This window comes from Streptomyces sp. NPDC005863, from assembly GCF_042871345.1.
Classification (GTDB): Bacteria; Actinomycetota; Actinomycetes; order Streptomycetales; family Streptomycetaceae; genus Streptomyces.
In genome coordinates this window covers 248,604-263,202 of sequence record NZ_JBIAII010000009.1, presented here as the reverse complement: position 1 = coordinate 263,202, position 14,599 = coordinate 248,604, and the positions used below count along the sequence as shown (strand labels likewise).

At 73.2% G+C, this 14,599-nt stretch carries 15 protein-coding genes; 6 read left to right on the top strand and 9 right to left on the bottom strand.

Annotated features, from left to right (window positions below; all coding sequences use genetic code 11):
- The first annotated feature begins 293 nt into the window (after positions 1–293).
- Positions 294–1,643, top strand: a complete 1,350-nt coding sequence (locus ACFYO9_RS28690; RefSeq protein WP_355810429.1) for a transcriptional regulator — start codon at positions 294–296, stop codon at positions 1,641–1,643.
- Between the two features lie 119 nt (positions 1,644–1,762).
- Positions 1,763–2,305 (top strand): NUDIX hydrolase, encoded by a 543-nt coding sequence (locus tag ACFYO9_RS28685; protein WP_355810432.1) that lies wholly within the window; start codon positions 1,763–1,765, stop codon positions 2,303–2,305.
- Here the strand turns inward: ACFYO9_RS28685 and ACFYO9_RS28680 are convergent, their stop codons facing one another.
- Positions 2,306–2,563: a hypothetical protein gene (locus ACFYO9_RS28680; protein WP_358778331.1), complete on the bottom strand. Its 258-nt coding sequence runs from the start codon at positions 2,561–2,563 to the stop codon at positions 2,306–2,308.
- 227 nt (positions 2,564–2,790) lie between these two features.
- Positions 2,791–3,651, bottom strand: coding sequence for a 3-hydroxybutyryl-CoA dehydrogenase (locus tag ACFYO9_RS28675; protein WP_355810435.1), 861 nt, complete (start codon positions 3,649–3,651; stop codon positions 2,791–2,793).
- 182 nt (positions 3,652–3,833) lie between these two features.
- On the opposite strand from ACFYO9_RS28675, the gene ACFYO9_RS28670 reads away from it, so the two are divergent.
- Positions 3,834–5,069 (top strand): family 10 glycosylhydrolase, encoded by a 1,236-nt coding sequence (locus tag ACFYO9_RS28670; protein ID WP_358778332.1) that lies wholly within the window; start codon positions 3,834–3,836, stop codon positions 5,067–5,069.
- Between the two features lie 27 nt (positions 5,070–5,096).
- Here ACFYO9_RS28670 and ACFYO9_RS28665 read toward each other — a convergent pair whose 3' ends face one another.
- Both ACFYO9_RS28665 and ACFYO9_RS28660 read right to left on the bottom strand, forming a co-directional pair.
- Complete coding sequence (locus ACFYO9_RS28665) at positions 5,097–5,291, bottom strand: DUF1918 domain-containing protein (protein WP_355810441.1); 195 nt, start codon at positions 5,289–5,291, stop codon at positions 5,097–5,099.
- 94 nt (positions 5,292–5,385) lie between these two features.
- Complete coding sequence (locus tag ACFYO9_RS28660; RefSeq protein WP_358709658.1) at positions 5,386–6,342, bottom strand: DMT family transporter; 957 nt, start codon at positions 6,340–6,342, stop codon at positions 5,386–5,388.
- On the opposite strand from ACFYO9_RS28660, the gene ACFYO9_RS28655 reads away from it, so the two are divergent.
- The gene (locus ACFYO9_RS28655) at positions 6,341–7,783 is read left to right on the top strand and encodes a PLP-dependent aminotransferase family protein (protein ID WP_358778333.1); all 1,443 of its coding nucleotides are present in this window, start codon (positions 6,341–6,343) and stop codon (positions 7,781–7,783) included. The two genes, ACFYO9_RS28660 and ACFYO9_RS28655, sit on opposite strands and share 2 nt — an antisense overlap.
- A gap of 10 nt (positions 7,784–7,793) precedes the next feature.
- On the opposite strand, the gene ACFYO9_RS28650 is transcribed toward ACFYO9_RS28655, so the two are convergent.
- The gene (locus ACFYO9_RS28650; RefSeq protein ID WP_358778334.1) at positions 7,794–8,237 is read right to left on the bottom strand and encodes an SUKH-3 domain-containing protein; all 444 of its coding nucleotides are present in this window, start codon (positions 8,235–8,237) and stop codon (positions 7,794–7,796) included.
- 79 nt (positions 8,238–8,316) lie between these two features.
- On the opposite strand from ACFYO9_RS28650, the gene ACFYO9_RS28645 reads away from it, so the two are divergent.
- The gene (locus ACFYO9_RS28645; RefSeq protein WP_355810452.1) at positions 8,317–8,775 is read left to right on the top strand and encodes a GNAT family N-acetyltransferase; all 459 of its coding nucleotides are present in this window, start codon (positions 8,317–8,319) and stop codon (positions 8,773–8,775) included.
- Here ACFYO9_RS28645 and ACFYO9_RS28640 read toward each other — a convergent pair.
- Together ACFYO9_RS28640 and ACFYO9_RS28635 are read right to left on the bottom strand one after the other, a co-directional pair.
- Positions 8,748–9,209 carry a DUF6314 family protein gene (locus ACFYO9_RS28640; RefSeq protein WP_358778335.1) on the bottom strand — a complete coding sequence of 154 codons (462 nt, stop codon included), beginning with the start codon at positions 9,207–9,209 and terminating at the stop codon, positions 8,748–8,750. The two genes, ACFYO9_RS28645 and ACFYO9_RS28640, sit on opposite strands and share 28 nt — an antisense overlap.
- Positions 9,210–9,421: 212 nt before the next feature.
- Positions 9,422–10,435: an aldo/keto reductase gene (locus ACFYO9_RS28635; protein ID WP_358778336.1), complete on the bottom strand. Its 1,014-nt coding sequence runs from the start codon at positions 10,433–10,435 to the stop codon at positions 9,422–9,424.
- A gap of 274 nt (positions 10,436–10,709) precedes the next feature.
- On the opposite strand from ACFYO9_RS28635, the gene ACFYO9_RS28630 reads away from it, so the two are divergent.
- Positions 10,710–11,987: a serine hydrolase domain-containing protein gene (locus ACFYO9_RS28630; protein ID WP_358778337.1), complete on the top strand. Its 1,278-nt coding sequence runs from the start codon at positions 10,710–10,712 to the stop codon at positions 11,985–11,987.
- A gap of 157 nt (positions 11,988–12,144) precedes the next feature.
- Here ACFYO9_RS28630 and ACFYO9_RS28625 read toward each other — a convergent pair whose 3' ends face one another.
- Both ACFYO9_RS28625 and ACFYO9_RS28620 read right to left on the bottom strand, forming a co-directional pair.
- On the bottom strand, positions 12,145–13,632 hold the full coding sequence (locus ACFYO9_RS28625) for an MFS transporter (RefSeq protein ID WP_358778338.1): 1,488 nt from the start codon (positions 13,630–13,632) through the stop codon (positions 12,145–12,147).
- 98 nt (positions 13,633–13,730) lie between these two features.
- Positions 13,731–14,489 carry a TetR/AcrR family transcriptional regulator gene (locus tag ACFYO9_RS28620; protein ID WP_358778339.1) on the bottom strand — a complete coding sequence of 253 codons (759 nt, stop codon included), beginning with the start codon at positions 14,487–14,489 and terminating at the stop codon, positions 13,731–13,733.
- Positions 14,490–14,599: the final 110 nt, after the last annotated feature.

The following is a 14,599-nucleotide window of genomic DNA, read 5'->3' as shown; positions in this document are numbered from 1 at the left end:
CGCGTACCCGAGAAACCCCGCGTACGCAGAAAGGGGCGGCGGCATGCGCCGTCCGCCCCGCCATGGAGTTGTCGGGCAGACGGCGGGACGGACGGCGCCCATGAGGGCCGCCGCACTGTAAGAGGGGGAGCCGGCGGCCCGGCCGGCCTCCTTAACTGATGAGGCATCTCAGTCAAGCGATTCCACACACCGTGCGGCAGAGCGCACACCCCCCGGATCCGGGCACTCCGTTCACACCCCGTGTGAAGGGGCCTGGACTACGCTGAACAGCACCGAGCCATCGGAGGGCATCCATGCAGCCCAACACCCTGCTCGACGCGATCCTCGACGAAGCGGGCATCTCCCACGCGGGACTCGCCGCACACGTGAACCAGGCGGGCAAGGCCAGGGGACTCGCGTTGCGGTACGAACACACGGCCGTCTCCCGCTGGTTGAAGGGACAGCGCCCGCGCGGTCAGGTGCCCGACCTGATCTGTGAGGTGCTCGCCGGCCGGCTGCGGCGGCCCGTCACCCTCGACGACATCGGCCTCGGCCTGCCCGGTGTGCCCGCCGCCCGGGTCGGCTCGACGTCCTCCACGCTCTCCGGCTTCGTGGAACGGGCGACGGCCCTGTGGCGCTCGGACGAACAACAGCGCCCGCACCTGCTCGGCGCGCCCGCCGTCACCGGCACGCCCGCCGTGATGCCCGTCTGGGAGTGGGAGAACCCGCCCGAGGACGTCGACGTCTCGCGCGGCGGCCGCCACCCGGTCAGCACGGCCGACATCGAGATGATGCGCGCCGCCCGCGCCCACTACGAGCAGATGTACCGCAAGACCGGCGGCATCGCGACCCGCACCCGTATCGTCGGCTTCCTCAACGCCGAGGCCGCGCCGCTGCTGCGCGGCAGCTACACCGACGAGATGGGCCGCCAACTGCACCGCTCCACCGGCGGGTTGGTGGCCATAGCCGGGATCTGTGCCTACGACTCCGACGCGCACGGCCTGGCCCAGCGCTACTTCCACCAGGCGCTGCGCCTGGCGAAGGCCAGCGGCGACATGGGGCTCGGCGCGTATGTGATCGCGCTGCTCGTCAACCAGTCCCTGTTCATGCGCGAGTACCGCCAGGCCGTGGCGTTCGCGGAGGCCGCGCTGCGGGCCGCGGGGCGTGACCTCACCCCGGCGCTCGCCTCCGACCTCTACGCGATGCAGGCCAAGGCGTACGCACACCTGGGCGACGGCAGGAGCGCGCTGTCCTGCATCCGGCGTGCGGAGGTCGCGGCCGACCGGATCCTGCGCGGCCGCGAGCCGGACGAGACGGGCTATGTCCAGCCCGGCCTGGTCAACGTGCAAGTGGCGGAGGCACTGTTGAGCCTCGGTGACCTGGCCAGCGCCCACGAACACGCCGCCGCTGCCGTGGGCACTCCGGCGCACGACCGGGGCCGGGTGCACCGGCTCGCCATGCTCAGCCAGATCGAACTGCGGCAGGGCAACACCGACGAGGCGGTGGCCACGGCGGTGGAGATGGCGGAACAGGCCCGGGGGATGGAGTCGCAGCGGCTGCGCGACCGGTTGCGCGCGGTCCGCGAACATCTGGTGCGCAGCGACTGCGCGGGCACGGCCGAGGCCGCCGAACTGATCGACGGGGCGCTGCGCGTACCGCTGTGACAACCGCGCGCGGCCCTTCCGCCGGGCACGCGGACGCACCGCTCCGCGCCGCACACACTCTGCTCTGACGTTCCCTCTGCTGCGATATTGCCATCTACTCGGCGGAAGGTGGCAGAACCGTGCAGTGGACGAAACAGAGCGAACAAACTGTGTATGGAAACCGGTGGTTCACGGTCAATCTCGCAGACGTCGAACTACCCGACGGCCAACATCTCGATCACTTCCTGATACGGCTGCGGCCCGTGGCCGTGGCCACCGTCGTCAACGAGGCCAACGAGGTGCTGCTGCTGTGGCGGCACCGCTTCATCACCGACAGCTGGGGCTGGGAGCTCGCGGCCGGTGTCGTCGAGGACGGCGAGGACATCGCGTACGCGGCGGCACGCGAGATGGAGGAGGAGACCGGCTGGCGGCCGGGACCGCTGCGGCACCTGATGAGCGTCGAACCGTCCAACGGACTCACCGACGCCCGGCACCACATCTACTGGTCCGACGAAGGGACATACATCGGCCATCCCGAAGACGACTTCGAGTCGGACCGCCGCGAGTGGGTCCCGCTCAAGCTGGTCCCCGACATGGTGGCCCGCGGAGAGGTCCCGGCCGCCAACATGGCGGCCGCTCTCCTCCTCCTGCACCATCTGCGCCTCGGCCAGGACGCGCGCTAGCTAACGGCCGATGGCCTGCCAGACCGCCACGACGATCGACGCGACCGACGCGAGAGCGACGATCGTGGGCAGCGGCCAGCGTGTGTGCTCCAGTGCGGCAACCCGGGCCTCCATGGTCTCCACGTTCTTGGACGTCTGCTCGTCGTGTTGGGAGAGCAACGCCAGCCGTCCGTCGACGCGGGCGAGGCCCACGTCCAGGCTACGGCGTAACTCCGCGAGTTCTTCCGGGACCACGGCACTCTCGCCGTCGGTGGTCACGAGTCCACTCCTCTCTGTAGTGGCGCGTCCCCCCTTCATCCGCACGGGCAGTCAACTCGCGTGGTGACCAGGGCGGGAGAGTGTGCGATGGGCATATGCGAGCCCCCTGCGCACACGGTGTGTGAACGCCGCGGGCCCGGCACTCGCAGAGTGCCGGGCCCGTCGTGCACGGAGCGTGTCCGTGCGGGGAGTGAATCCGTCAGGCGTACGGGGAGCAGCCGAAACCGTCAGGCGTACGTGTAGAAGCCGGAGCCGGACTTCCGGCCGAGGCGGCCGGCGTCCACCATCCGCTGGAGCAGCGGGGGAGCGGCGTAGAGCGGCTCCTTGTACTCCATGTACATGGAGTCGGCGACCGAGGCGACCGTGTCCAGGCCGATCAGGTCGGAGAGCTTCAGCGGGCCCATCGGGTGCGCGCAGCCCATCTCCATGCCGTTGTCGATGTCCTCGCGGCTCGCGATGCCCGACTCGAACATCCGGATCGCGGAGAGCAGATACGGGATGAGCAGCGCGTTGACCACGAAGCCCGAGCGGTCCTGGGCGCGGATCGCGTGCTTGCCGAGGATCTTCTCGACCACGGCCTGGGCCCGGCTGATGGTGCCCTCGGACGTGGTCAGCGCCGGGATCAGCTCGACGAGCTGCTGCACCGGCGCCGGGTTGAAGAAGTGGATGCCGATGACCTGGTCCGGACGCGAGGTCGCGACGGCCAGCTTCACCAGCGGGATGGAGGAGGTGTTGGAGGCGAGGATCGCGTCCTGCCGGGTCACCACCTGGTCGAGCACCTGGAAGATCTCGGTCTTGACCTGCTCGTTCTCCACCACGGCCTCGATGACCAGGTCACGGTCGGCGAACTCGCCGAGGTCGGTGGTGAAGCTGAGGCGCTCGAGCGTCGCGTCGCGCTCCTCCTCGGAGATCTTGCCGCGCTCGGCCGCCTTGGAGAGCGAGTTGTACAGCCGCGTGCGGCCGATCTCCAGGGCCTCGCCGGTGGTCTCCGCGACCTTCACATCCAGTCCGGAGCGGGCGCAGACCTCTGCGATTCCGGCGCCCATCTGGCCACAGCCCACCACTCCGACGCGTGCGATATCGGTCATGGAGTCGGTCACCTCGTGCCTTTCGCTGATCAACGGGGCCGGCAGGTCCCCCGTATGGATGCGGTGCCTGCCTCGGCCGTGAACGTTACTCCGCAATGAAGGGTCCCCGGGGGGCCGGGTCGGGCATGCTGTCCGCAGCCGGCCGGGCGTGCCGGAGGACAGCGAGCTCAGGGGGCATGCAGATGAGGCGTATGTCACGTCGGAGTTTCTCGGTGGTGGCGGCCGCGGCGGTCGCGGGCCTGGCGACGGCGGGGGACGCGGCCGCGTCCCCCGGCAGGCACCGGAAGAAGGACCGCGAGCTGCGGGCGATGTGGCTGGCGAGCGTCGTCAACCGCGACTGGCCGTCCAAGCCGGGGCTCACGGCGGAGCAGCAGCGCGCCGAGCTGCTCGGCCACCTGGACACGGCCGTGCGGCGCAGACTCAACGCGGTGGTCTTCCAGGTGCGGCCGACGGCGGACGCGCTGTGGCCCTCGCCGTACGAGCCGTGGTCGGAGTACCTCACCGGCGTCCAGGGCCAGGACCCGGGCTGGGACCCGCTGGGCACCGCCGTGCGCGAGGCGCACCGCAGGGGCCTGGAGCTGCACGCGTGGTTCAACCCCTTCCGGGTCGCCAACCACACCGACCCGTCACGGCTCGTGGCCACGCACCCCGCGCGCGTCCACCCGGACTGGGTGCTGCCGTACGGCGGGAAGCTCTACTACAACCCGGGCCTGCCCGCGGTGCGGCGCTTCGTGCAGGACGCGATGCTCGACGCCGTGCGCCGCTATCCGGTCGACGCGGTGCACTGGGACGACTACTTCTACCCGTACCCGGTCGCGGGCCAGGTCTTCGACGACGACGCCGCCTTCGAGCAGTACGGCGGCGGCTTCCCGGACCGGGCGTCCTGGCGGCGCGACAACATCGACCGGCTGGTGCGCGAGATGTCCGTCCGGGTGAAGAAGGCGCGGGCACGCACCCAGTTCGGGGTCAGCCCCTTCGCGGTCTGGCGCAACATCGCGACGGACCCGACCGGTTCGGACACCCGGGCCGGGGTGCAGACCTACGACGACCTGTACGCGGACACGCGCGGCTGGGTGAAGAAGGGCTGGCTCGACTACATCGTCCCGCAGGTCTACTGGAACATCGGGTTCGCCGCCGCGGACTACGCCAAGCTCATCCCGTGGTGGAGCGACGTCGTGCGCGGCACGGGCGTGAAGCTGTACATCGGCGAGGCCCTCTACAAGGCGGGCGACCCGGCCCAGCCCGCGGCCTGGCAGGACCCGGCCGAGCTCTCCCGCCACCTCACGTTCGCCGAGAACCACCGCGAGGTGCGCGGGCACGTCTACTTCTCGGCGAAGGAGGTCGGCGTCGACAAGATCGGCGCGATGGCCCGGGTGGTCGCCGACCACTACCAGGACCCGGCGAAGCCGCCCCGCTGACCCGCTCGCTCCGTGGGAGCCCGCTCGCTACGAGGCCGGGTCCTGATGCCGTACGACGGTGTCGGGACCCGGCGACAGCAGCGTCTCGTGGCCGTCCTCGAAGCGGACGCGGTACGGCGGCCCGCCGTCCGCGCCGAGGACCTCGACGACCTGGGCGACGCGGTCGTGCTGCCCGACGATCCTGCCGTGCAGCACCAGGTCGTCGCCTACCGTTGCACGCATCTGGAGTGCCCCCTCGTCCGCCCTGCGGTCGCGATCCGTGGCGGCAAGTGTACGACGGGTGGCGGGAGTTGAGGCCCTGTCGGGCGGCGAGGGGTCAGTCCCGGGCGCGCTGGGTGACCGCGATGCACACGAGGACGGCGGCCGCCGTGAGCGGGGCGGCGACGGTGAGGTGCTCACCGAGCAGGAACACCGACCAGACCAGGGTCAGCAGCGGCTGGGCGAGCTGGAGCTGGCTGGCCCGCGGGACGCCGATCTCCGCCATGCCGCGGTACCAGACGACGAGCCCGAGGAACTGCGAGCCGAGCGCGGCGTACAGCAGTCCGGCGACGCTGTGCCCGGTGAGGTGGAAGGACTCGTGGGGCAGGGCGAGGAGCGCGCCCACGACGTTGAGCGGCAGGCACAGGACGAGGGCCCAGCCGATCACCTGCCAGCCCGGCATCTCGCGGGCGAGCCGGCCGCCCTCGGTGTACCCGGCCGCGCAGATCAGCAGCGCGCCGAAGAGGTAGAGGTCGGCGGTGGTCAGGGCGCCGCCGCTCTGCTGCACGGTGAAGGCGATCACCGCGGCGGCCCCGGCGAGCGCCGCCGCCCAGAACGTGCGCGAGGGCCGCGCCCCGGTGCGCAGCACCGAGAAGACGGCGGTGGTCAGCGGGAGCAGGCCGACGACCACGGCGGCGTGCGCGGTGGTGGAGGTCTGCAGGGCGAGCGTGGTGAGCAGCGGGAATCCGACGACCACGCCGGCGCCCACCACCGCGAGTCCCGCCCAGTGCCGGCGGTGCGGGATCGCGACGCGCAGGGCGAGCAGGCAGCCGCCGGCGACGAGCGCGGCGAGCGCGCCGCGCAGCGTCACGAAGCTCCAGGGGCCGATGCCTTCGAGGCCCCAGGCGGTGGAGGGGAAGGTGAGCGAGAACGCGGTGACGCCGAGGGCGGCCAGCACGGTGCCGGCGCGGCGGGAGGCGGGCGGTGCCTGCGGAGCCGAGGCTGGGGTCGGCTCCTCGTCGCGGGTGGTGACCGCTATCCGGCTCGGGCGAGTAGCGCTATCCTGTGCTGTCATGCATGACAGTAGCAGTGTGGGTGAACTGGCGAAAAGGCTGAGGGCGGAGCTCGACCGCTACTCTCCAGGTGGAAAGCTGCCGTCGAGCCGGGCGCTGGTGGAGCGGTTCCGGGTGAGCCCGGTGACCGTGTCCCGCGCCCTGGCCCAGCTCGCCGCCGAGGGCCTCGTCGTCACCCGGCCCGGTGCGGGTGTCTTCCGTGCCGAGGCGCCGGCGCCCGCCGCCCCCGTCGGGGACACCTCGTGGCAGGAGGTGACGCTGAGCGCCGACGCCGCCGCGGAGCTGGTGCCGCGTTCGGTCGACGCGTCCGGGGTCCTTGCGACGCTCGCCGCGCCGCCGCCGGGCGTCATCGAGTTCAACGGCGGCTATCTCGACCCCGCGCTGCAGCCCGGACAGGCGATGGCGGCGGCCCTGGCCCGCGCGGGGCGGCGCCCCGGCGCGTGGGGGCGGCCGCCCGTCGACGGCCTGCCCGAGCTGCGCGAGTGGTTCGCGCGGGGGATCGGCGGGGCGGTCACGGCCGCCGAGGTGCTGATCACGGCGGGCGGCCAGAGCGCGCTGACGACGGCGCTGCGGGCCCTCGCGCCGCCCGGGGCGCCGGTCCTCGTGGAGTCCCCGACGTATCCGGGCATGCTGGCGATCGCGCGGGCGGCGGGGCTGCGGCCGGTGCCGGTGCCGGTCGACACCGACGGGGTGCGCCCGCAGCTCCTGGCGGCCGCCTTCGAGGCGACGGGCGCCCGCGTCTTCGTCTGCCAGCCGCTCTTCCAGAACCCGACCGGCGCGGTGCTCTCCGCCGAGCGGCGCCCGGAGGTCCTGCGGATCGCCCGCGCGGCGGGGGCCTTCGTGATCGAGGACGACTTCGTGCGCCGCCTCGTCCACGAGGACGCCGGGCCGTTGCCGCGCCCGCTCTCCTCCGACGACCGGGACGGCGTCGTCGTCCACGTCTGCTCGCTCACCAAGGCCACCTCGCCGAGCTTCCGCGTCAGCGCGCTCGCGGCCCGCGGCCCGGTCCTGGAACGGCTGCGCGCCATCCAGGTCGTCGACCACTTCTTCGTGCCGCGCCCCCTCCAGGAGGCGGCACTCGAACTCGTCGGCTCACCGGCCTGGCCGCGCCATCTGCGGGCGGTCGCGGGCGAGTTGAAGGAGCGCAGGGACGCCATGGCGGCGGCGCTGCGGCTGCGGCTGCCCGAGCTCACCGTGGAGCACGTCCCGGCGGGCGGGTACAACTTGTGGGTGCGGCTGCCGGACGGCGCCGACGAGTCCGCGTTCGCCTCGGCGGCACTGCGGGCGGGCGTGGCCGTGGCACCGGGCCGCCCCTACTTCGCGGCCGAACCCCCCGCCGGCCACGTACGCCTGAGCTTCGCCGCGGTTCCCGGGGTGGGGGAGATCACGGAGGGAGTACGCAGACTGAGGGCGGCCTGCGACGAGGCCCTGGGCGCCCACTGACCGCCCGCGTTCACCGGATCCCCTCGATGAGTTTCTCCAACGCCTCGTCGGCGGTGCCGGCGAGCAGCGTGACGCTGTCCATGCCGATGTACACCTGGCCGTCCGGCGCGACTCCCAGATAGCTGTTGCGCCGGTCGGCCTCACCCACGGGGTACAGGTACGCCCCCGCTTCCTCGCTGAGCACGTCGAAGATCTCGTCGTCCCACTCGGCCGCGAGGGGGTCGAGCCGGAAGCCCATGCGCGCCATCGTCCGCCCCGGGCCCCGCTCCTCGCTCGCCAGCCCACCGAACTCGGCGAGGAAGAGCCGCGCCGCCTCATGCATCCGGAACCCGCCGCGCTCCCGCAGCGCTCGCTCCCACCCGGCCGTCGGCACGTCCCGCCCGGGATGCCAGCCGGCTGCCCGCAACACACGCTCCGTCTCCTCGGACCAACGCCCGCAGGGTTCTTCACTCATCCAGGTCACCCCCTCCCCAGCCGTCCCGGCAGGTGAAAAAGGTTCGACCGTGCCGGTCCGTGCTGCGAGGGTCGTCCCCATGACCCAAAGCACCACGTGCCCCGAAGGGTACGAAGTGTCCGTCGAGGATGCCCGCATCGATGCCGCGCGCGTTCACCGCTGGCTCTCCACCGACACGTACTGGGCCCTCGGGCGCTCCCGCGAGAAGCACGACGCGGCGATGGCCGGGTCACTCAACTTCGGGATGTACGACGGGACTTCGGGGGAGCAGGTCGCGTACGCGCGGGTGGTGACCGACCGGGCCACGTTCGCCTGGCTCTGTGACGTGTACGTGTCCCCGGGCGTACGCGGCAAGGGGCTCGGCGTCGCGCTCGTCGGTGCGGTCTGCGCGCACCTGGAGCGGTTCGGGCTGCGCAGGACGCTGCTCGCCACGGGTGACGCGCACGGCGTCTACGAGAAGGTCGGCTTCACCTCCCTCGCGGCTCCGGAGCACTGGATGGTGCGCGACCATCAGGAGCGGGTGGCCGCCGGCGGGTGAGGGGTCGCGCGGCGGTACTCCGTGATCAGCAGCAGGTCCTTGGCGGGGCCGCCGACCCGCCACCGGGTGCGCCAGTGGCCCGCGTCGACCACCTCGAACTCCCCGCGGTAGAGGTCGGCCACACAGGGGTGGTCCGTCGTCCACTGGCCCGTACGCAGGTCGAGGTCGTGGAAGAAGCGCCCGTCGGCGAACTCCACGCGCGCGGTGCCCGCCGCATCGCCGGGCAGGAAGCGCAGGGTGCGCTCGGCGGGGCGGGCGACACCGCGCCAGGTGAAGGTGCCCGATTCGTGGTGGAGCAGCCCGCCCTCGTCCGGCGCGGGCAGCGGCGAGAAGAGCGTCGTACCGCTGAAGTGGCCCGTGGATCCGTCCGCGAGGTCGCGGACGGTACGCTCCACCCGCCAGGCGCCGCACAGGTGGGCCAACACGTCCGGCACGGGGTGGTGCGACGGGGACGGCGGGTGCGATGGGGACGGCGGGTGCGATGGGGACGGCGGGTGCGATGGGGACGGCGGGTGCGGCGGGCCGGGGCGTACGGCCGCCGAAGGGCTCGGCCGGCCCGCGCCGCCCACCGGCCGACCCCCGTGCGCCGCGGTCGCACGCTCATCGGGAAACGACATACCCGCAGGCTACGCGGCCGCCCGCGCGGCTAGCTGTCCACCACCGCCATGCTGTTCTCGTCGTAACGCGTGCCCGCCACCTGACCGGCGGGCGCGGCCGCGTCGATGGCGGCGAGCTCGTCGGCGGACAGCTCGATCGCGACGGCCGCGACGTTCTCGGTCAGGTACTTCTCGCGGCGCGTGCCCGGGATCGGCACCACGTCGTCGCCGCGGTGCTGCACCCACGCGAGCGCCAGCTGCCCGGCCGTGACGCCCCTCTCGGCGGCGAGCGCGTCCAGGGTCTCCACGATGGACAGGTTCTGCTCCAGGTTGCCGTCGGCGAACCGGGGCTGGGTGCGGCGCACGTCGTCCTTCTGGAGCGCGTCGAGCGAGGTGTAGCGGCCGGTGAGGAAACCGCGTCCGAGCGGCGAGAACGGCACCAGGCCGATGCCCAGCTCACGGCAGACCGGCAGGATCTCCGCCTCCAGGTCCCGGGTCCACAGCGACCACTCGCTCTGCAGCGCCGCGACGGGGTGCACGGCGTGCGCCCGCCGGATCGTGCCCGCGCCGGCCTCGGAGAGCCCGATGTGGCGCACCTTGCCGGCCTCGACCAGCTCGGCCAGCGCGCCGACGGTCTCCTCGATCGGTACGGTCCGGTCCACCCGGTGCTGGTAGTAGAGGTCGATGTGGTCGACGCCCAGGCGGCGCAGCGACGCGTCGCAGGCCTCGCGGACGTAGGCCGCGTCGCCCCTGATGTGGAGGGGGTCGCCGAGCTGGTTGGCGAAGCCGAACTTCGTCGCCACGACGGCCTGTTCGCGCCGGGACCCGGTGAGGGCCCGGCCTATCAGCTCCTCGTTGTGGCCGCTTCCGTAGTAGTCGGAGGTGTCGAACAGGGTGACGCCGAGGTCGAGCGCGCGGTGGATCGTCGCGATCGACTGCGTGTCGTCCGACGTGCCGTAGCCGTGGCTCATTCCCATGCAGCCGAGACCCTGGGCGGAGACGGTCAGCGCGCCGAGGCGGCGGGTGGGAAGGCCGGTGGGAAGGCCGGTGGGAAGGCTGGTCATGGCGGTACCTCCTGAGGGGTGGTGCGCGTGCTGATGCCGGGACGGGGGTGGCGTCCCTGTGATCGAGACCGACGCTAGGAGTTGGAGAGCACTCCAACGCAAGGCGTCGGTCCTCGGGAGAACCGGAGGGTGGGGGCGGGGGGTGGCCCCAGGCAGGTTCGGCCCGGTAGCACGATGGTTCGCCGCCGCGCGCTTTCCTACCGTGTTTCTACCGCGGTGATCACCCGAGGACGGGGGATGCCAACTGCGGTACCACGGACGAGGAGGGTTCCCGATGACCGGGACCAACAGGAACGCCGGGACCGGCACGCACGCCGGGACCAGCGCGCACGCCGGGACCAGCGCGCACGCCGGGACCATCAGCAGGCGTACGGGGCTCGCGGCCACCGCGGCGGCACTGGTCACGGGGGCGGCGACCGCGCCCGTCGCCACGGCCGCCCCGGACCGCTCGGGGTCGTCCCGCCGGGGGCGGGCTCTCCAGCGGGACGTCGAGGCGCTCGTCGCCACCGGCGCGAGCGGGGTCCTCGCCGAGGTGGCGGGCGCGCACGGCCGGACGACGGCACGGGCCGGCGTCGCCGACCTCGCGGCGAAGGGTCCCGTGCCGTGGGGTGCGTACTACCGCATCGGCAGCGACACCAAGACGTTCACCGCGACCGTCGCCCTCCAACTCGTGGGCGAGGGGCGGCTGAAGCTCACCGACACGGTCGAGCGGTGGCTGCCCGGAGCGGTCCGCGGCCACGGCAACGACGGGCGCCGGATCACCGTCGCCAACCTGCTCGGCCAGACCAGCGGCCTCAACGACTACATCACCGGGGACAGCGGGGACTTCACGCCGGAGGGCTACCGCCGCACCCGTTTCCGCTCGCAGACGCCGCAGGAACAGCTGGCGGCGGCCCTCGCGGCGCCGCCGCAGTGGCTGCCCGACGCGCACGACCCGGCGGGGGAGCGGCGCTGGGGCTACTCCAACACCAACTACGTCGTCGCCGGTCTCGTCATCGAGGCGGTCACCGGCCATCCGTGGGCCCAGGAGGTCCACGAGCGGATCATCGAACCCCTGGGCCTGCGCGACACGTTCACGCCCGGCACGTCGTCGTACGTGCCGCGGCCGACGGCCACCGGGTACACGTACTTCCCGGAGGAGACGCGCCCCACCGAGACCACGCTCGGCTTCGGCGGCGGGGCCGACGGCTGCCTGATCTCGACGACGCGGGACCACGGGGTCTTCCTGCGGGCGCTGCTGGGCGGACGGCTGCTGCGTCCGGCCCAGCTGGCGGCGATGCGGCGGACGGTGCCGGTGCGGGACTGGGTTCCGGCGGAGGGCGTCCGCTACGGCCTAGGCATCGCGTGGCGCCCGGTCGCCGGCCGCAAGGACGGCATCTGGTTCCACGGCGGAACCAGCCTCGGCTGTGTGAGCGAGGGCGGGGTGACGCCTGACGGTACGACATCGGTGACGAGCGCGGCGTTCACGCTCCGCCTGGACAGCGAGAAGGCCCACGAGACGCAGGCGCGGGTGGCGCGGAGGCTGGTGGAGAGGGCGCTGGGGGTGGCGTGACGGGTTCGGCTCCTGCGCCGTGAACGGCCGCCGGGTGCGGTTTCCCGTGCGGTCGTCCCCAGCACCGAGGCGGTCGGCGGTCCGAGCGCTTAGGAGACGGGCGGGGCCGCCGCGCGCGGAGCTCCGAGTGCCGCCTTCGGGGGCGCGGTGGGGGCCTCTACCCGTGCGTCGCCTCGCCCGGCGCCGCCTCCGCCGGTGCGGGCAGCCCCTTCTTCGCCGGCCCCGCAGGCGCCCCCTGCACCACCGACCCTCGCCCCCCGAGCCCCGGCAACCGCGTCGCCGCCAGTGCTCCTACCGCCGCCACCGCCGCCAGGGCCATCAGCGCTGTCGGCATGGCCGCCAGGAATAGCTCGGCGGACCAGTGCGGGGCGCCGGCACCTTCGGTCGGTGTGCGGGGCGTCAGCGTTGTCAGCTGTGTCGTCGCCAGTGCGATGCCCAGGGCCGGGCCCACGTTCATCGCCGTCTGTTGGAGGCCGCCCGCCACCCCCGCGTCGGACTCCGGCGCATGGCGTACGACGACGGCTGTCGCCGCCACCATCACCGTGCCGAAGCCGGCTCCCACCAGCGCGAACGCCACACCCGTCGTCAGCGGGCCCGACGTCCGGTCCAGCTGCGAGAGCGCCAGGACACCCGCCGCGAGTACCGCCATCGCCCCGGTGATCGTCCGCCGCGGGCCCGCCCGGCGCAGGAGTACGGCGGAGAGCGGCGCGCCCACGATCATCGTCACCGCGAGCGGCACCCCGCGCAGCGCGCCGTGCAGCGGGTCGAGTTCCAGCACCTCCTGCAAGAAGTACGTCGCGACGAACAGCGCCCCGAACGTCGCCGCCGACGCCGCTACCAGGATGCCGAGCGCGGGACCGACCGCCGGCGAGCGGAGCAGCCGCGCCGGCACCAGCGGGCCCGCCGTGCGCCTCTCGTGCCGCACGAAGGCCGCGCCCGCCGCACACGCCACCACCAGCCCCGCGACCGTGGTCGCCGTCCAGCCACCCTCCGGCACGCCGACCAGCGTGTGCACGAGACAGGCCAGCGCCACCGCGAGCAGCCCGGCGCCGGGCAGGTCGAGCCGGGGCGCCGGCCCCGCCGCACGTCCAGCCGGACCAGCATCACGTCCAGCCGGGCCCGCCGCGCGTCCCGCCGGAACCCCTCCCCGTACCACCAGCGCCAGCACGCCGATCGCCAGCGCCGGCACCACGCTGATGAAGAACACCGAGCGCCACCCCACCTGCGTGGCGAGCGCGCCGCCCAGCACCGGGCCGGCCGCCGCCGCGAGCCCGATGGCGCTGGTCCGCAGCGCGATGGGCGTACCGAGCCGGTCGGGCGGGAACGCGGCGCGCAGTATGCCGAGCGTCGCGGGCTGCAGCAGCGCCCCGAAGACTCCCTGCGCCACGCGCCACGCGATCACCGCCCCGACGCCCGACGCGAGGCCGACACCCGCCGAGGCCGCCGCGAAGCCGAGGGTTCCGACGGCGAAGAGGCGCCGGTGTCCGTACCGGTCGCCGAGCCGTCCCGCGAAGACCAGCAGGCTCGCCACGGCGATCAGATAGCCGGTGCTCGTCCACTGCACCTGGGCGAAGGACGCGTCCAGATCGCGTTGCAGGGCCGGCTGGACGACGGTCAGGACCGTGCCGTCCAGCGCGACGATCATCGCGCCGACGACGCTGCAGGTGAGGGTGAGGTTCCGCTGGGATCTCGAGGTTCCGCCGGCGCGACGGGGTCCAGGCGAGTGGAGGGCAGGTGTCACGCTCATCCGGACACCGGCCCGAGATGCGCGTCGAGCGCCGCGTCGAGCAGCGGCTCCACGTCCTCCGCGCCCGACGCGAGCCGCAGGCTGCCCCAGCCCCACAGCTGAGCGATCCCGTGCAGGTTGGCCCACAGCGCACCCGCGGCGACCCGCGCCCCCGTCCCCGTCCCCGTTCCCGTTCCCGTTCCCGTTCCCGTTCCCGCGACGGAAGCAGCGGCCGCCTCCGTCCCCGCCTCGGCCACGAGGCCCACCAGGACGTCGAAGAGCGGCAGGCTCGTCTCCCGCAGACCGAGCTGATTGCTCTCCAGCAGGTCGTGCCGGAACATCAGCTCGAACATGCCGCGGTGCGTTGCCGCGAACCGGAGGTAGGCCAGGCTCAGCGCCCTCAGCCGCGCCCGCGCGTCCCACCCCGCCTCCACAGACGCCCCCGCAGACGCCCCCGCCTCCGCAGAATCCCCCGTCCCCGCCCCGGGGCCACCGTCCGCCACCGCCCTCTCCGTCTCCGCCGCCAGCTCGGCGAAGCCCCGCCGCGCGATGGCGGACAGCAGCGCCACATGCGTGGGGAAGTACCGCCGCGGCGCCCCGTGCGAGACCCCCGCCCTGCGCGCGATCTCCCGCAGGGTCAGCGCCTGCACGCCGTGCGACGCGAGCAGCTCCACCCCCACGTCCACCAATCGGGCCCGCAGCCCGGCGTCCTCTCCACCCGCACTCCGGGCCCCGTTCCCGTATCCCTTGTCGCTCTCGTCACCGCTCTCGTTCATAGACACTGTCTACTACGCCTCGTAGACAGTGTCTACGGAGATTGGGGTCCTGAGGGCCCTGTCCGTGACGGGGGAGGTAGGAGGTATCTTGATGTCGAGAAATGTTGCAG